14 protein-coding genes are annotated in these 17,772 nt (G+C 29.3%); 8 read left to right on the top strand and 6 right to left on the bottom strand.

Translation table 11 applies throughout. From position 1 onward, the window contains the following. The first annotated feature begins 505 nt into the window (after window positions 1-505). The 3 genes from minC to minE are packed head-to-tail and all read left to right on the top strand — an operon-like array spanning window position 506 to window position 2,298. Complete coding sequence (gene minC, locus GN161_RS02750; RefSeq protein ID WP_159715328.1) at window positions 506-1,189, top strand: septum site-determining protein MinC; 684 nt, start codon at window positions 506-508, stop codon at window positions 1,187-1,189. A gap of 28 nt (window positions 1,190-1,217) precedes the next feature. Beyond that, window positions 1,218-2,030: a septum site-determining protein MinD gene (gene minD, locus GN161_RS02745; RefSeq protein WP_159715326.1), complete on the top strand. Its 813-nt coding sequence runs from the start codon at window positions 1,218-1,220 to the stop codon at window positions 2,028-2,030. Window positions 2,031-2,037: 7 nt separating this feature from the next. Then, entirely contained in the window at window positions 2,038-2,298 is a 261-nt protein-coding gene (gene minE / locus GN161_RS02740) for a cell division topological specificity factor MinE (protein WP_159715324.1), read from the top strand. 348 nt (window positions 2,299-2,646) lie between these two features. Here minE and tsaB read toward each other — a convergent pair whose 3' ends face one another. Continuing rightward, window positions 2,647-3,372 (bottom strand): tRNA (adenosine(37)-N6)-threonylcarbamoyltransferase complex dimerization subunit type 1 TsaB, encoded by a 726-nt coding sequence (gene tsaB / locus GN161_RS02735; protein WP_159715322.1) that lies wholly within the window; start codon window positions 3,370-3,372, stop codon window positions 2,647-2,649. A 414-nt stretch (window positions 3,373-3,786) separates the two neighbouring features. Here tsaB and pabB point away from each other — a divergent pair, with 414 nt between their 5' ends. Next, the gene (gene pabB / locus GN161_RS02730) at window positions 3,787-5,178 is read left to right on the top strand and encodes an aminodeoxychorismate synthase component I (protein WP_159715320.1); all 1,392 of its coding nucleotides are present in this window, start codon (window positions 3,787-3,789) and stop codon (window positions 5,176-5,178) included. A gap of 60 nt (window positions 5,179-5,238) precedes the next feature. Here the strand turns inward: pabB and GN161_RS02725 are convergent, their stop codons facing one another. Beyond that, entirely contained in the window at window positions 5,239-6,795 is a 1,557-nt protein-coding gene (locus GN161_RS02725; protein ID WP_159715318.1) for a TerC family protein, read from the bottom strand. Window positions 6,796-7,355: 560 nt separating this feature from the next. Here GN161_RS02725 and manX point away from each other — a divergent pair. The 3 genes from manX to GN161_RS02710 all read left to right on the top strand — a co-directional run bounded on the left by manX (window position 7,356) and on the right by GN161_RS02710 (window position 10,121). Beyond that, a complete protein-coding gene (gene manX / locus GN161_RS02720) occupies window positions 7,356-8,342 on the top strand; it encodes a PTS mannose transporter subunit IIAB (protein ID WP_159715309.1) in 987 nt (328 codons plus the stop codon). A gap of 90 nt (window positions 8,343-8,432) precedes the next feature. After that, the gene (locus GN161_RS02715) at window positions 8,433-9,242 is read left to right on the top strand and encodes a PTS mannose/fructose/sorbose transporter subunit IIC (protein WP_159715308.1); all 810 of its coding nucleotides are present in this window, start codon (window positions 8,433-8,435) and stop codon (window positions 9,240-9,242) included. 12 nt (window positions 9,243-9,254) lie between these two features. After that, window positions 9,255-10,121 carry a PTS mannose transporter subunit IID gene (locus GN161_RS02710; RefSeq protein WP_159715307.1) on the top strand — a complete coding sequence of 289 codons (867 nt, stop codon included), beginning with the start codon at window positions 9,255-9,257 and terminating at the stop codon, window positions 10,119-10,121. Window positions 10,122-10,434: 313 nt separating this feature from the next. On the opposite strand, the gene cspE is transcribed toward GN161_RS02710, so the two are convergent. The 3 genes from cspE to zwf all read right to left on the bottom strand — a co-directional run bounded on the left by cspE (window position 10,435) and on the right by zwf (window position 13,905). Next, window positions 10,435-10,644 carry a transcription antiterminator/RNA stability regulator CspE gene (gene cspE / locus GN161_RS02705; RefSeq protein WP_011282991.1) on the bottom strand — a complete coding sequence of 70 codons (210 nt, stop codon included), beginning with the start codon at window positions 10,642-10,644 and terminating at the stop codon, window positions 10,435-10,437. Between the two features lie 602 nt (window positions 10,645-11,246). Further along, complete coding sequence (gene htpX, locus GN161_RS02700) at window positions 11,247-12,182, bottom strand: protease HtpX (RefSeq protein ID WP_159715306.1); 936 nt, start codon at window positions 12,180-12,182, stop codon at window positions 11,247-11,249. Between the two features lie 238 nt (window positions 12,183-12,420). Then, window positions 12,421-13,905 (bottom strand): glucose-6-phosphate dehydrogenase, encoded by a 1,485-nt coding sequence (gene zwf / locus GN161_RS02695; protein WP_159715305.1) that lies wholly within the window; start codon window positions 13,903-13,905, stop codon window positions 12,421-12,423. A gap of 663 nt (window positions 13,906-14,568) precedes the next feature. On the opposite strand from zwf, the gene pyk reads away from it, so the two are divergent. After that, window positions 14,569-16,014, top strand: a complete 1,446-nt coding sequence (gene pyk, locus GN161_RS02690; protein ID WP_159715304.1) for a pyruvate kinase — start codon at window positions 14,569-14,571, stop codon at window positions 16,012-16,014. A gap of 203 nt (window positions 16,015-16,217) precedes the next feature. Here pyk and mepM read toward each other — a convergent pair whose 3' ends face one another. Beyond that, a complete protein-coding gene (gene mepM, locus GN161_RS02685) occupies window positions 16,218-17,510 on the bottom strand; it encodes a murein DD-endopeptidase MepM (protein WP_236840088.1) in 1,293 nt (430 codons plus the stop codon). Window positions 17,511-17,772: the final 262 nt, after the last annotated feature.

Below are 17,772 nucleotides of genomic sequence, written 5' to 3'. Positions count from 1 at the left end.
TTGTAATAAACATTATACTCATCACTTATTCTGAATGATACACGTTACTTATATACAAATAAAAAATAAATATACTATTTATTTTTATAATATAAAATATTGTCTTAATATATACATTAGCAGTATATCTTTGACTTTCATTAAAATTCATATAAAATATTAACAGCTAAACTTTAAAATTTAAAAAATTAAATTACTAATAAAAAAATATAATTATTACTAATAATTTATAAAAATAAAAAATCATTAATATGATTAATTAACATATTATTTGATTACAATACCAAAGATTGGGATATAATATTAATACTTAATTATATATAACTATTATTCAATTCTATCGATTTATTATTATATTTACGTATTCTATTATAAATAGTAATGATAGCTCGGATTGTAAAATAAAATGAATTATATAAAATAAATAATAAATAAATATGCATTTATACGAATACAACAAATGTATAAAAAGTATGTATATAAATCTATCTTGTAAAAAATTAATGTGTTTATTAGCATAAAAGGAAGCAATTTTACATTATTAGTAGTGCATGTTTATAGAGCATGCTTAGAGGGGGTTCGTCGAGCATTAGAAGAAAAAATAGAAAAAGCTCCATTTTTTTTACTAAAAAATACTCCAGTTGTTGTAAATGTTAACAATCTTAATTATTATGATAATTGGAATGCTCTGTACCAAACAATATCAAATACTGGATTATTTATAGTAGGAGCATGTTGTTGCCATGATAACAAATTAAAAGAAATAATCATTCGTAGTGGAGTCCCTATCCTTACACAAGGAGCCAACATAAAAAATAACAAGGATTTTTCAACATATTTACATAAAAAAACTCCAATAACCTTAGAAACACAATTAATAGAAAAACCAATACGTTCTGGACAGAAAGTATATGCTCGTAACAGAGATTTAATCATTATTGCAAATGTTAGTACTGGAGCTGAAATTATTGCTGACGGCAATATTCATATTTATGGAATAATGCGAGGACGTGTTTTAGCTGGTGCATCTGGCAGTGAGGAATCCCAAATTTTTTGCACTCATTTATCCCCTGAACTGGTATCTATTGGAGGGCATTATTGGCTAAGCGATCAAATTCCAAAAGAATTTTCAGGTAAAGCAGTGAGACTTAGTTTAAAAGATGATACGCTTATAATTCAAAATTTATAATGTATCCTACTCAATAAGGAATGTGTTTATGACACGTATAATAGTTATCACTTCAGGAAAAGGAGGAGTGGGTAAAACAACATCAAGCGCAGCTCTCGCCACCGGATTAGCACTTAAAGGAAAAAAAACAGCCGTCATTGATTTTGATATTGGTTTACGTAATCTTGATTTAGTTATGGGATGTGAACGCAGAGTAGTATATGATTTTATTAATGTAATCCAAGGTGAAGCTACATTGCGTCAAGCACTAATTAAAGATAAACATACTGATTGTTTATACATTCTACCTGCTTCACAAACACGTGATAAAAATTCTTTAACCCATACTGGAGTTGAAGAAATATTAAATAATCTTAATAAAATGAACTTTGAATTTATAATATGTGATTCTCCTGCAGGTATTGATAGTGGAGCTTTAGCAGCTTTATATTTTGCAGATGAAGCAATTATCACCACCAATCCAGAAATCTCATCAGTACATGATTCAGATCGCATTCTAGGTATTTTAGCATCTAAATCCAAACGTTCTGAAAATGGCATAGAAACAATCAAAGAACACCTATTACTCACTCGATATAATCCTATCCGTGTTCAAAAAGGAGATATGCTTAGTTTAGAAGACGTAATAGAAATATTAAGAATTCCTTTATTAGGTGTTATACCAGAAGATAAATCGGTATTAAAGGCATCTAATCAAGGCGAACCAGTTATTTTAGATACCAAATCTCATGCAGGACAAGCTTACTCAGACACAGTAGATCGCTTATTAGGTAATCCATGTCCTTTTCGCTTTACTGAAGAAAAAAAAATTAATTTTTTAAAACGATTGTTCAAGAGATAATATTATTATGGTATTAGTAAATTTATTTTTTTTTAAAAAAAAAACACCAGCCGATATTGCTAAAAAAAGACTAAAAGAAGTCATTGCTGAAAACAGTATTAGAAATCACTTTCATCAATATTATCTATCTCAATTAAAAAAAGATTTAATTAAAACAATAAGTAAATATACGCATGATCCACATATACTTTCAATTCAATTAGAAAAGAAAAACAACAATACATCTGTTTTAAAATGCAAAATTATTTTTTTTAATGAAAAAACATAACAAAAACCTCCTATCATTGTTTTCATCAAAACAACAATCAATGCTTTTACAACACAACTCTCTCATTCTATAAATAAAATTATCATTAAAATACACAAAAAAATACAAAATTCTACTCATATCTCCTATGATTCTCAATCAATATCCCAATGAATGCATTTATGTTACCATCTAAAAAATTATAATGAAATATATGAATAACTCATATCACACTTTATATTAGAAAACAATTTTATACTCAATCATATCATCACATCTTGTTATGTCATAAAATATATACATTACACTTTTGTTTAACGACCATCAAAAACATATATATCTTTACACATTGCTACATATTCAATAAAATTAAACCTTATATTTATATTTCCTCGTAACTACTGCATTACGCAAATAAATAGGTTGCACCTGGTCTGGTTTAAGAAATATTTTTTTTCTCCAACTACACATTCCTAAAGGAAGCATATCCTGTGCTTCAGGGAACATAACACTCTTCTTTAAAACAATCATATCACTACTCATTTGTATACACGCTAACACTGGATAATCATTCCAACCTGTTCCTACAAGCGCCCAATCACCCTGTGTTAAAACACTACAACACGTTAATTCTTTCGCAATTATATCCGGCGTTACAATAGACTCATTATCACCACCCATCCAATAACCTTCATCACTCACCCTACGATAACACGCCCAATATAATTCACCCATACGCGCATCAATAGTAGATATCACGTGTGTAACAGAAAAAACACGCCACGCTCCTTGCGCCAATGTCCCCAAAGAAGATACCTCCACTAAAGGCAAATCAGCTCCTAATGCTAAACCTTGCGCAACACTTATTCCAATACGTACCCCTATAAAACTACCTGGACCCCTATTAAATACAATACAATCAAGAGATTTCAAAGTAACACCTATTTCTATTAATAATTGATTAATCATAGGCAATATCTTTTCTGAATGACTCCTTAATGCTAAAATTTTATGATCATATATATTATGATCGATCATTAAAGCAACAGAACATAACTCAGTAGTAGTATCAAAAGCCAAAATTCGAATAGACATATCACATAACAACACAAATAAAATTCATATATAACCTGAAAGTACAAATCAAACAATATTTTGCATACAACATTTTCGATAATGTATTAAATATTTATTAAACTCAACTAACATTTTAAAATTTGAAATTATATTAATATTTTAATATATAATATCGACAATATATAAACTAATTGTTGTGACATAATAATACATGTTTTCTGATCATTAAAATTTTAAAATTATTATAAAAACACAATTTTCAAAACAATTAAATTTGATACATATAAAATATATATATATATTATTATATATTCTTTAATTTTCTATAAATCATCAAACATTATGTAATAATACATGTGTTTTATTGTTATACATATAACTAAAATAATAAGAGCATATTCCAAAAACCATAAAGGAAAGTATATATTGTCAATGAGAATACATCTTATAGAATTACCTTATCACCCCAACACTATACTGAATCTTTTTGAACCTTTGTCTAACACAGCATGGTCTATGTTGTTGTATTCTGGTTATAACAATAAACACCCGGATAGTCGCTTTGACATACTAGTAACTGATCCAACGTTAACGTTAATCACCAAAAGCAACATCACTAAAATTTCTTATAATAAAAGTCATCAAATTAGTAACACAGATCCATTTATTTTATTAAAAAAATATATTCATATTACTAATATGAAAACATATAGTAGTCATCAGTTACCATTTCAAGGTGGATTTTTAGGTGTATTTGGATATGATCTCATAAGATATATTGAATCATTACCAAAGTTAGCAAAGCAAGACCTCTCTTTTCCAGACATGGCAATTGGATTATACCGATGGACGATTATTGCAGATCATAAACTTTGTAAAAATTATCTTATTACTCATGATGATCCTAACAAAATATTAACCTGGATACATAAACAACAACATATATATAATAATCATCATTTTTCTAGTACATCATTTCGTCTTATGCAACCATGGAAAAGTAATATTAGTCGATCTGAATATTCACAAAAATTTCATATCATAAAAAAACATATAATTTCAGGAAATTGTTATCAAGTATGTCTTTCTCAACGTTTTTCCGCTCCATATATAGGAGACGAATGGATCGCATTTCGTTATTTATTACATTATAATTATGCACCTTTTTCAGCTTTTATTCGATTACCAAATAAATTAAGTATACTCAGTTTATCTCCAGAACGTTTTTTAGAATTACATAAAACCAATATTAAAACCCAACCCATTAAAGGCACACTACCTAGATTAAAAAACGTACAAGATGATTATCATCAAATTATTAAGCTATCTAAATCTACAAAAAATCGATCAGAAAATTTAATGATCGTTGATTTACTAAGAAATGATATTGGAAAAGTAGCTGTACCAGGTAGTATTAGTGTACCTACATTATTTGATATCCAATCATTTCCAGGAGTACATCATATGGTCAGCACAATTACAGGAACACTTTCTAATCATTTTTCTGCTTGTGACTTATTACGTGCATGCTTTCCAGGCGGATCTATAACTGGAGCCCCAAAAATTCAAGCAATGAAATTAATTGAACAACTTGAACCACAATGTCGAAGCATTTGGTCGGGTAGCATTGGATACTTAAGTTGTTGTGGAAACATGGATATCAATATTGCTATTAGAACACTATTAGCTGAAAAGCAACACCTCTTTTGTTCAGTAGGAAGTGGTATTGTTTTTGACAGCGACGAAGACTTGGAATACCAAGAAATGAAAGATAAAGTATCCACGTTATTGTTACCGCTATTTAAAAAATTTTATTTAAAATAATTACACTTCAACTTACTCGTGTACAATGTTACTTCCAGATACGTGTACACATAAATACTGTTACTTATATATATCATTAGAAAAAACAAAACGTTCTATCTCCACTAATTCAATACGATACTCTATCATTTTTCGAATTATAAAACGCCATTTATTGATTATCAATACGTCACCCTCTTTTGGTATACGCTCACAACGAGATAATAATAATCCAGCTAAAGAAGCGACATGATAACATTCGTGTACTAAATCGTGAGCCTGTAATGCTTGTTGTAATGCATGCAAATCCATACTACCTTTTGCTAACCAACCTGTTCCATTGTTAATGATTTCAATTTCTGGTGTTTCATCTTCATCAGGAAATTCCCCCGCTATAGCTTCCAAAACATCCAATGGAGTTATTAAACCTTGAATAATACCAAACTCATTAGATACAATCACCATACTACCTTTCGCACGTCGCAATTCTTTTAACAAATTCAAGACATCCAAAGTTTCTGGAACTACAACAGGCAAACTTTCTGAAGCATGTGTTTCCACTTGCTCTCCATTAGCAATAGCTGCCATTAAATCTTTAGCACGAACAATTCCTATTAATTGATCTAATTCACCATTACATACTGGAAACATATTATGAGGAGTATTCATTAACGTAGAATATAATTCTTGTACTGGTTTTTGAGTATCCAACCATGAAATCTCATTACGAGGAGTCATTATACTACGTAAGGTGCGTGAAGCTAATGATAACACTCCAGTAATCATATGACGCTCCTCTTCAGCAAAATGTGTTTTTGGTAAGGAATCTAAAGAATTTTTTTCTGCAACAAAATTCCATTCTACTGCATTACCCATTAATCTCATAATTACTTCTGCAGTACGTTCACGCATTGATTTAGTTGATTGACCCTTCATAGAATTACAGTAAGCAATTTGATTGAACAATTCAATTAACACCGAAAATCCAATAGCAACATATAAATAACCTTTTGGTATATAAAATCCGATTCCCTCTGCAATTAAACTCAAACCAATAATTAATAAAAAACTCAAACATAAAACTACTACAGTTTGATGACTATTAATAAAATTAATCAATAAACGAGATGATAACGACATAAGAACTACTGCTATAACAACTGCTATTATCATTGTTGTTAAATTTTCTACTGTTCCAACAGCTGTTATCACTGCATCAAGAGAAAAAATAGCATCAAATACTACAATTTGTATTACTACTACCCAAAAACTAGCATATCCACGGCTAGTATGACTATGCACTTTATATTCTAATTGTTGATGCAATTCAGTGGTTGCTTTAAATAAAAGAAAAATACCACCAAATAATAAAATTAAATCTCTACCAGAAAATGAAAAACCAACAATCTTACACAATGGATGCGTAAGAGTAGCAAACCATGAAATCAAAGTTAATAATGCTACACGCATTATTAACGCTAATGTTAAACCAATAATACATGCACGTTCACGTTGTTTTTTTGGAAGTTTATCAGCTAAAATAGTAATGAAAACAAGATTATCTACACCAAGTACAATTTCTAAAATCACTAATGTTAATAATCCTATCCACATTGATATGTCTGTTAAAAATTCCACGATAATCTCCATTGAATATTAAATAACAAATCATTTCATGGCATATTTATATAAACATATTAAAATATCTGATTACATAATGAAGTTATAAGCAATAAATCAAACACGATCATTTTTATCGCTTGTGTAGAGGAGGGTATTAATAACAGTCAATACATATATCACCTATAAATTATATGAATATTACTTAAGTAGTGATATTACCATTGTTGATGTGGCATAACATATCTTTGTAAATTATTAAAAACAAACATATTAACATTAAAGATAATGCATTATTATAAAAAAAATAGTATAACCTAATAGGTTTTTTTTAGTATCTAATGATCATTTTAATCTACATTAATTAAAAAAAATCAAAAGTAACTGAAATAATTATATATAATTTTATTTTATATGTGTCAAAGAAACGTTAGCCTATATATCATATTTAATATATAATACATTATTAAGTAGTACGATACACAACTAAAGATATATACTTATTGTTTTAAAAACCGAAATAAATCGCTTAAAATAACAAGTGAAATCACTAAAAATACATAAAAGAGGAAAAAATAGTGACTATTGCTATTATATTAGGGGCTCACGGTTCTGTATGTGAACAATTACTTAAAACTACTGAAATGATTGTAGGACAACAAAAAAACGTTGCATGGGTTGACTTACTTCCCGAAGAAAATACTGAAATACTAATTAAAAAATATCAAATACATTTATCGAAACTTAATAAAAGCGCAGGTGTATTATTCCTAGTAGACACCTGGGGAGGAAGCCCTTTTAATGCCGCTCACAGTATCGTGTTAAACAAAGAAAAATACGATGTTGTTACAGGGATAAACATCCCTATGTTAATTGAAGTTTTTATGGCACGCGATGATATCCATTCTTTTCAGGAACTAGTACAAATTGCATTAAAATCTGGTAATGAAAGCATAAAATCAGTAAAATATTCTTTAATGCATAACCATCATTCACATGATGCAAAAAATACTACTGCAAGCACCTTCATACCTTCACCATTACATGAAAACAATACTAACCCCAAAAACCATATGATTATTTGTTTAGCACGTATTGATGATAGATTAATTCATGGGCAAGTAGTCACTCGTTGGGCTAAAGAATACAACATTAAACGTATTATTGTAGTAAACGATGAAGTATCTAAAGACACAATCCGAAAAACTTTACTTACTCAAGTAACACCTCCAGGAATAACCGCTCATGTTATAGATATCAACAAAACTATACGTGTATATAATAACCCTAAATATGCTGGCGATAAAGTTATCATGTTATTCACTAATCCTACAGATGTTTTACGTCTTGTTGAAGATGGAATTCCTATCAAAACAGTAAATATTGGAGGAATGGCTTTTTATAAAGATAAGAAGCAAATAAATGATTCTATATCAGTGAATAAAGCAGATATTGAAGCTTTTAAAAAACTAGATCAATATGGTATTGAATTAGAAGCACGTAAAGTACCATCAGATCCATCATTAAAAATGATGCAATTAATAAAAAAAATCAATAATTCTTAATTCACTTAAATTACGTATTTTTATTTAACAGTTTTATATACATACCACACTAATGCAATGTTTTTATTTTCATATATTCAGGAAAATGAAATGGAAATTAACACACTTCAAATTATCTTATTATTTCTTATATCTTGTATTATAGGAATGGGTTCAATACTTGATGAATTTCAATGTCATAGACCATTAATAGCCTGTACACTCATCGGATTAATTTTGGGAGATATAAAAACAGGGATCATTATTGGAGGTACATTGGAAATGATAGCACTAGGATGGATGAATATAGGAGCTGCTGTAGCCCCTGATACTGCTTTAGCTGCAATCATTTCTACTATTTTAGTCATTGTGGGACAACAACCTATTAGCGCAGGCATCGCTTTAGCTATTCCATTAGCTGCTGCTGGGCAAGTATTAACTATTATTGTACGCTCTATTACTGTAGCGTTTCAGCATGCTGCTGACACAGCAGCAGAACGCTGTGATATTAAAATTTTAAGCTATATTCATGTTACAGCTCTTATGTTGCAAGCTATGCGTGTTGCCATTCCAGCCACTATTGTTGGAATTTCCGTTGGTACTGAACCTGTGCATCGTATACTCCATGCAATTCCAGAAGTAATAACTAATGGTTTAAACGTTGCTGGAGGTATTATTGTTGTAGTTGGCTATGCTATGGTTATAAACATGATGCGAACCGGATATTTAATGCCATTTTTTTATTTAGGATTCGTTATCACAGCCTTTACCGATTTCAATTTAGTCGCATTAGGAGTCATTGGTGTAGTTATGGCTATTCTATATATCCAATTGTCTCCGCGCTATAATCAAGTTACAACACAAAATATTTCTAACTCACCTGTTCGATCCACAAATAAAATTGATGATGAATTAGATTAATAGGTAATTATCATGATTAATAATCCTCAAAAAATCTATATTAAAACAAAAAAAATAAAACTAAAAAAAAATGATATACGCGCAGTTTTTATACGATCTAATCTTTTCCAAGGATCTTGGAACTTTGAGCGTATGCAGGCATTAGGATTTTGTTTTTCCATAATTCCAGTAATTCGACGTTTATATCCCAAAAACAGCAACGAACAAAAAGAAGCAATTAAACGACATTTAGAATTTTTTAATACACACCCATATGTTGCTGCCCCTATATTAGGAGTTACTATGGCCATGGAAGAACAAAAAGCCAATGGTGCTACTACTGTAGATAATGCTTCTATTAATGGTTTAAAAGTAGGGTTGATGGGACCTCTTGCTGGAGTGGGAGATCCGATATTTTGGGGAACCCTTAGACCGGTATTTGCTGCCTTAGGAGCTGGAATCGCTATTAGCGGAAACTTATTGGGACCGTGTTTATTTTTTATTTTATTTAATACAACTAGATTAACTACCCGTTATTATGGCATTACATATGGCTATAAAAAAGGAATTAGCATTGTTAATGATATGGGAGGGGGAGTGTTACGAAAACTAACAGAAGGTTCTTCAATTTTAGGTTTATTTGTTATGGGAGCATTAGTTAACAAATGGACACACGTAAACATACCATGTGTGTTATCTAAAATTACTGATAATAATGGAAATACAATAGTTACAACTGTACAAAATATTTTAGATCAACTTATGCCTGGATTTATTCCTTTATTATTAACATTTTCTTGTATGTGGTTGCTAAATAACAAAATAAATGCACTATGGATTATTATGGGATTTTTCGGGATTGGAATTTTTGGATATTGGACAGGACTACTAAGTCTTTAGTGTAAATAAAACCTTGAAAAAGAGAGCCTATGATATGTATGATAATGTCTCATACATATCATAGGCTCTCTTTTTCAAGCAATAGCGCCAGCACAGCTGCAACCATCATCCATTATTCTCAGATCTCAGCAAAATTACTAAATTAACACATTAGTACCTAAACTATATTATATATCTGTATATATTTGATGCCTAAAAAAGTACTATGTATGTCATATCAACAGTAAATTTGTACCACGATACTCGCTGTTTATTTTCAAAACAATCTTATATTATTATTATTTTAATAATATAAATAACTATACATAAATCATCATAACGCCGTCACATTCACAGCAGATGGGCCTTTATGTCCATCCTGAATTTCAAATTCCACGCTTTGTCCTTCAGACAAAGTCTTAAATCCATTTCCTTGAATAGCAGAAAAATGTACAAATACATCTTTGCTGCCATCCGACGGCGTAATAAAACCAAAACCTTTAGATTCATTAAACCATTTTACTTGACCTTTAATTTTTGCCATCTTACGTATTTCCTTTAGAGTGTTTACATTTGCCGTAACAGCGATTAAAAGACAAACCAGAGTTATTATTCTCGTGAAACATTCAAATAAGAGGAAATTATATTATTCATACATAACACTTCTTTACTGAATTATCAAAATACTACCTATATACGGAAACATATCTCGGTTTACCTGACATTTTATCATATAATTACATAATTATATAATCTGTAGCAACAATATATAAAATATTCATTTATTTTTAGCTCTATTATTGTTAATGATAATATCTCAATAACTAAACTACATTAATAACAATGTATAAACTCATTCATACAAATCAACTCATGCAGTTAACAATAATATCTAAAAAACTAAATATAATAAAAATTTTTCTACGACTACTATTTCTACCACATAAAAACTAAAAACAAAACAAATTTCTTCGCCATTTTTACAATATAACAACAATTAAAATAAATATCCCCATAAAAATATTATAACCATAAAAAATACTATACACAAATAACATAGACTTCTTTACTTCATAATTAACATGAGTGATTATTATTCACACTCATGAAACCATAATTGTTATCTTTAATTACAGACTTTTATATTTATAAAAAATAAGATGATTTATCTAAATAAATACCATGCCGTAATGCTTCTATTCTTTTATCTATAGAAGGATGCGATGCAAATAAATCGCTAAATATATTTTTTTTTACACTATTAATATATAACGTAACAATATTATTAGATGTTATAGGTTCATGACTATGCTGTAACTCCTGTAAAGCAAAAATCATATTTTTACATCCTACTAGTTTAGCGGCTCCAGCATCCGCGTAAAATTCACGGTGCCGTGAAAACCAAAAAACAATTATACTAGCAAACATGCCAAAAAAAACCTCTAAAAATGCTGATACAACGAAATACACTAAAGAATTATTTATATCACTATAATTATTATTACTATAGATTTCTAACTCTGTATTATCTTGATCACGCATAAAGGACATCCAGTAAGCAATCAATTTAGCAATACTACGTGATACAAAAATCACGACAGTATTTATGACACCTTGAATAAGAGTCATAGTAATCATATCTCCAGAAGCGATGTGATTCATTTCATGAGCGACAACAGCTTCAATAGATTCTTTACTCATATTTTTTAAAAGACCAGTACTGACAGCTATTAGTGCTGCATTTCTTCTTGCTCCTGTAGCAAAAGCATTCATATCCATAGCATCATAAACAGCTAACTGTGGCGAAACGATTTTTAATTTTTTAGCTTGATCATGTATTATTCTCAGTAACCAATATTCTACATCATTAGATGCTTTGCTAATTATCACGCCATTAACTGTAGATAAAGCCACAGATTTTGATAAAAATAAAGAAACAAGAGCTCCTCCAAAACCAAATATCCCAGCTGTTCTCATTAACCCCAATGTGGTGGAAGAACAACACCCCAATACACTTAATATACTACCGAATAGTATCATTACCGATAAATTAGTAATCAAAAATAATATAATACGCGTCATAAAAACCATTTTCCTCTTTAACAAAACACTTAAACATTTGAGCAACAAACAATTATATTCATAATTCTCAAGTTTAAATAATCTCTTATATTATATATAAATATTTTTTATATTATTTTTAAATAATTAAAAACATTCAATTGCCACAGATATCCTTTAAAAATAATGACAATTATAAAATTTCATCTATTAATGATACTAAAGAATCAATGATTATTAATAATTTACAAAAAAATTATCACATATATAATTTATATTCGTTCCAAGAACGCCCATCTTTAGCAATCATAGTCATGGAATCTACAGGCCCCCAAGTACCAGCCTGATACAACTGGGGAATATTATTTTCCAACTCCCAAGTTTCAATCACAGAATCAACCCATGCCCAAGCACCTTCTATTTCATCACGACGTACAAACAATGCCTGAATTCCACGCATAGTTTCTAACAATAAACGCTCATATGCATCAACTATATGTTCTGGATAAAAAGTTTCGTAGAAACTTAAATTTAGTTTAGTAGTTCGTAATCGATGCTTATGACCTAACCCGGGTATTTTGTTTAAAATTTGAACATCTATACCTTCGTCTGGTTGTAATCGAATAGTCAACTTATTATTAGGCAATTCTTTATAAGAATCAGGAAACAAATTAATCATTGGTTTTTTAAAACAAATTACAATTTCAGAACACTTAGTTGGTAATCTTTTTCCAGTACGCAGATAAAATGGAACACCAGCCCAACGCCAATTATCTATATTAACACAAATAGAAACAAATGTCTCAGTATTACTGATTTTATTAGCCCCCTCTTCTTCTAAATAACCTGGAACTGGTTTTCCTTGAATAAAACCAGACGTATACTGCCCACGCACCGTAACATCATGTATATTACTACAGTCAATTTTCCGTAGAGAACGAAGCACTTTAACTTTTTCATCTCGAATACAATCAGCACTTAAATTAGATGGAGGTGCCATGGCTATAATAGTTAAAATCTGTAATAAATGACTCTGTATCATATCACGCATTTGTCCCATCGAATCAAAATATTTCCAACGACCTTCAATACCTACTTCTTCCGCCACAGTAATTTGCACGTGATCAATGGTACTATTATCCCAATTTGAAGAAAACAAATAATTTGCAAAACGCAATGCCAACAAATTCAACACTGTTTCTTTCCCCAAATAATGATCAATACGATAAATTTGTTTCTCCTCAAAATATTCTGATATCTGCTGATTAATAATACGAGCAGAAGCTAAATTAGTGCCCAATGGTTTTTCTATAACTACACGATTCAATGCTTTATTTAGTCCAATAGTACTTAACCCTTTACATATTACACCAAAAGTGTCAGGGGGCATGGCAAGATAATTTACTGTTATCACGTCTATATTTTTTAATTTATCTAACAAAAAAACAAATCGGGTAGTTTGATGAACATCTAAATTACAAAAATCAAGTCGCGATTTAAAGATATGCCATAATGCCTCATCAATAGGCTCTTGCATAAATGTTTTTAAAGCAGCATATACAACTTCAATATACATCATAAGACTCCATTCTGCTCGACCTACTCCTATAATACGTGTATCAGGATGAATAGCTCCCATTTTTTCCAATTGGTATAACGAAGGAAACAATTTCCTACGTGTTAAATCGCCTTTGGCTCCAAAAATAATTAAATTACATGCTTGAGTAATAGATGTTGCTTGCATTTATATTCTCTGATATGTTATTTATATGAATATAACTTTCTTAATATCCATTATACACAAATAAATTGTATAATAAGTTCACATTTATTAGATTGAATTAAAATATCAAACAGAATTACTTAATAAAATTAATATATACAAAACCCCAACCCATAACAATTAAGTATCATTTATAATACTAATAGTAATAAAAAACACCTTTTATTTTCATGATATTTTTAGTTATTTTCTATAACTTTTAAAGATATATAATTAAAACACATATCATAAATTTAATATCTTTAAGAACAAAAAAAACAAATAAAAACAGAGTTATTATAACAACAAAACTACCATGTTACAAATTTGTTCATAATAAAATAGTTTTATTTCCATGAAATAAACAAAAATACCCCGTTATGATTGTAATTTCTATATGCTTATATTATCCACATACAATTATTAAAACTTATAATACTATATTATTTTATATCAATTTTAAAAAATATCAATTAATCACATTATAAATATCAGGAATAAATATTCTATACATAATCATATACTATCATATAATATATTATAATTTAATGTAAAATAACATAAGTAATATTATATCCACAACATAACGAATAATCACTATTCTTTAATACTTGTTATTATATTTCAATTTCATGAGGAATTATTATGTTAAGACAACTAAGAAGAACCAAAATTATCGCTACTTTAGGTCCTGCTACAGATAAAGATAACAACCTTGAAAAAATAATTGTTTCCGGCACAAATATAGTGCGACTAAATTTTTCTCATGGAGAAAAAAAAGAACATTTTACTCGAGCGAAAAAAGTACGTGAAATCGCTTCTAAACTATGTAAATATGTTGCTATTCTCGGAGATTTACAAGGCCCTAAAATTCGTATTTCAACGTTTCAAGGTAACAAAATATACTTAAAATCTGGGGATAACTTTTTAATTGATACCATGATGACAAACAATAAAGGTGATCATCAATGTGTGGGTGTTGATTACGAAGAACTCGCGCAAGATGTACGTTCAGGCGATCTACTTCTATTAGACGATGGCAGAATTCAGTTACAAGTAATAACCATACATAATACCAAAATATATACTAAAGTAATTGTTGGAGGTATGTTGTCTAACAATAAAGGACTAAACAAATTAGGAGGAGGGCTCGCAGCAAAAGTATTAACAAATAAAGATAAAATTGATATTATTACTGCAGCTCAAATTGGAGTTGATTATTTAGCGATATCATTTCCACGTAGCAGTATAGATTTAAATTGTGCACGAAAATTAGTTATTGATGCTGGTAGTCATGCAAAAATTATTTCTAAAATAGAACGCGCAGAAGTAGTTGCATCCGATGAAACAATAGACGACATTATTTATGCATCAGATGCAGTAATGGTGGCTCGAGGAGATTTAGGAATAGAAATTGGAGAACCAGAATTAGTAGGTATGCAAAAAAAGATAATACAAAGAGCACGTGCTCTTAATCGCGCGGTCATTACTGCAACTCAAATGATGGAATCTATGATTCATAACTCCATGCCTACCCGAGCAGAAGTCATGGATGTGGCCAATGCAGTATTAGATGGTACTGACGCAGTTATGTTATCTGCTGAAACTGCTACAGGCCAATATCCATCTGAAACTGTAACAACTATGGCTAACGTATGTCTAGGTGCTGAAAAAATATCCAACATCAATTTTTTAAAATGCATTAATCAAAAAAAAAAATTTAATAGCATAGAAGAAGCAATCGCCATGTCGGCAATGTATACTGCTAATCATTTAGAAGGAGTAAGCGCTGTCATTGCCTTAACTGAATTCGCAAGTACTACATTATTAATGTCTCGTATCAATTCAAAATTACCTATTTTTGCGCTATCCCAACACAAACATACTTTAAATATAGTTACTCTCTATAAAGGAGTTATTCCTATTTATTTTAACCGAACAGGCGATAACATAGCAGACGTTAAATATGCTAGCAATTTATTACGAAACCAGGGATTCTTATTATCTGGAGAATTAGTAGTTGTAATACAAAATGATATATACAATCCACGCGACGTAATCAATATTAGTCGCATTTTACAAGTAGAATAATTTATTATTTTCACTAAACCACACATATATTTTTAAAACTACAATCGAACTCACAAACATATATGTCATTATATACACAAATATGTACAGTTCCTATAATAGAACTTAAATATTTATTCTTTATAAAATATTGTAAGCAATAAAAATAAACCAAATAAAAAATTATAATCAATAGAAAAAATTACAAAAAATTAAAATCAATCTTAATCAAAACGTAGTTGAGGAAGCATCTCTTTAACTTTATTTAAATATATTATACGTTCATTTCCTAACAGTTTATCAACATCTACTACTTTAGTAGTCAATGGATTTACGGGACGATGATTAATCCACATCTCAAAATGTAAATGAGGGCCTGTCGATCGACCTGTATTACCAGATAATGCTATATTATCACCTAATTTAACTTTTTGACCAGGTTTAACTAATACCTTTTTCAAATGCATATACCGAGTTGTACAATGACAACTATGTTTAATTGCCACATAATTACCAGCAATTTTGCTATATGTACTTACAATAACTTCACCGTCTCCCACGGAGAAGATTGGAGTACCAATTGGAACAGCAAAATCAACTCCAGCATGAGGAGAGACTTGTCCAGTCACGGGATTCAATCTATTTAAATTAAAATTAGAAGATATACGAAATGGTTTTAATGTAGGAAATCGTATAAAATTTCTTCTTAAACTTACAGCCTCACGATCATATAATTTACCATCATTCGCACGAAATGCATAATAATCTTTACCAGCAGTATATAATCTAACTCCAAGCAATTTACTGTTAAAATTGTGGTTATTATTCATAGTTATTGATATTAATACAGCAAATCTATCTCCTTGATGCAATTTATGAAAATTTAATTGATATTTGAATGCATTAATTATATCTGTAATACAATTTTCTTCTATTCCTAAGGAACGAGCACTGTTAATAAATGTTCCACCTAATTCACCTATAAATAAAATTGTAGAAGATAACCCATCGTTCAATGGAGTTAAACTTCTGATAATGCCTTCTGTAAAATTAGTATCCATACGATTATAGATACGACTTTCTTGAGGAAAAATATCCCAAATTAAACATTGCAATTTTTTTTTTGTAATTATAATCCAAGAAAGTATTTGTCCCTTTTTTATCTGTCTTAATATCGGATACTGTTGTAGTAAAAGAGTAATTTCAGATCTATCAACACCACTACTGCTATATTCTATTAAAATTTTACCTAATACATCATCCTGAGACACTATATAATTATATATGTTTGCTTCTTTTGATAATTTATTAAAATATAGATATCTCTGTAAAATACTAGAATATATCATGGCATTATTAAAAAATTTCTCATTTTTTATAATTTCAGATTGATGAAACTCGTTTTTTTTTACAACAGATGATTGATTATAATTTTTTTTATTTTTGTTTAATGTACACGGAACAAAAAATCCCCAAACTATCATAATCACAATCATTAATAAAGATACAGACAACATTACAAAATAACGCCTATACAAATAACAATATAATAATTTAATAGCACTAACTATAATACTACACACTCATTACTAACCTATATTACGATCTCTAATAAATAAAAAAATCATTCTTAATAAAAATTAAAAAGAAAATATTATAGAAAAGAATAAAACGACTTTAATATTAATGTTATCTTTCAGTAAAAAATCACATCACTCATATATTTTTCGATAAATAACATGCAAATTAAAATATTCTATTGATTACTTTTACATTTCA

This window comes from Blochmannia endosymbiont of Camponotus nipponensis, assembly GCF_009827135.1.
GTDB lineage: Bacteria > Pseudomonadota > Gammaproteobacteria > Enterobacterales > Enterobacteriaceae > Blochmanniella.
The sequence above is the reverse complement of the archived record's forward strand: the minus strand, read 5'-3'. Positions and strand labels throughout refer to the sequence as shown.

What these genes read in the sequence shown, in the direction of transcription:
- minD (WP_159715326.1), top strand. Translation starts at nt 1,218, where the DNA reads ATGACACGTATAATAGTTATCACTTCAGGAAAAGGAGGAGTGGGTAAA.
- minE (WP_159715324.1), top strand. Translation starts at nt 2,038, where the DNA reads ATGGTATTAGTAAATTTATTTTTTTTTAAAAAAAAAACACCAGCCGAT.
- tsaB (WP_159715322.1), bottom strand. Translation starts at nt 3,372, where the DNA reads ATGTCTATTCGAATTTTGGCTTTTGATACTACTACTGAGTTATGTTCT.
- pabB (WP_159715320.1), top strand. Translation starts at nt 3,787, where the DNA reads ATGAGAATACATCTTATAGAATTACCTTATCACCCCAACACTATACTG.
- GN161_RS02715 (WP_159715308.1), top strand. Translation starts at nt 8,433, where the DNA reads ATGGAAATTAACACACTTCAAATTATCTTATTATTTCTTATATCTTGT.
- GN161_RS02710 (WP_159715307.1), top strand. Translation starts at nt 9,255, where the DNA reads ATGATTAATAATCCTCAAAAAATCTATATTAAAACAAAAAAAATAAAA.
- cspE (WP_011282991.1), bottom strand. Translation starts at nt 10,644, where the DNA reads ATGGCAAAAATTAAAGGTCAAGTAAAATGGTTTAATGAATCTAAAGGT.
- htpX (WP_159715306.1), bottom strand. Translation starts at nt 12,182, where the DNA reads ATGACGCGTATTATATTATTTTTGATTACTAATTTATCGGTAATGATA.
- zwf (WP_159715305.1), bottom strand. Translation starts at nt 13,905, where the DNA reads ATGCAAGCAACATCTATTACTCAAGCATGTAATTTAATTATTTTTGGA.
- pyk (WP_159715304.1), top strand. Translation starts at nt 14,569, where the DNA reads ATGTTAAGACAACTAAGAAGAACCAAAATTATCGCTACTTTAGGTCCT.
- mepM (WP_236840088.1), bottom strand. Translation starts at nt 17,510, where the DNA reads ATGTTGTCTGTATCTTTATTAATGATTGTGATTATGATAGTTTGGGGA.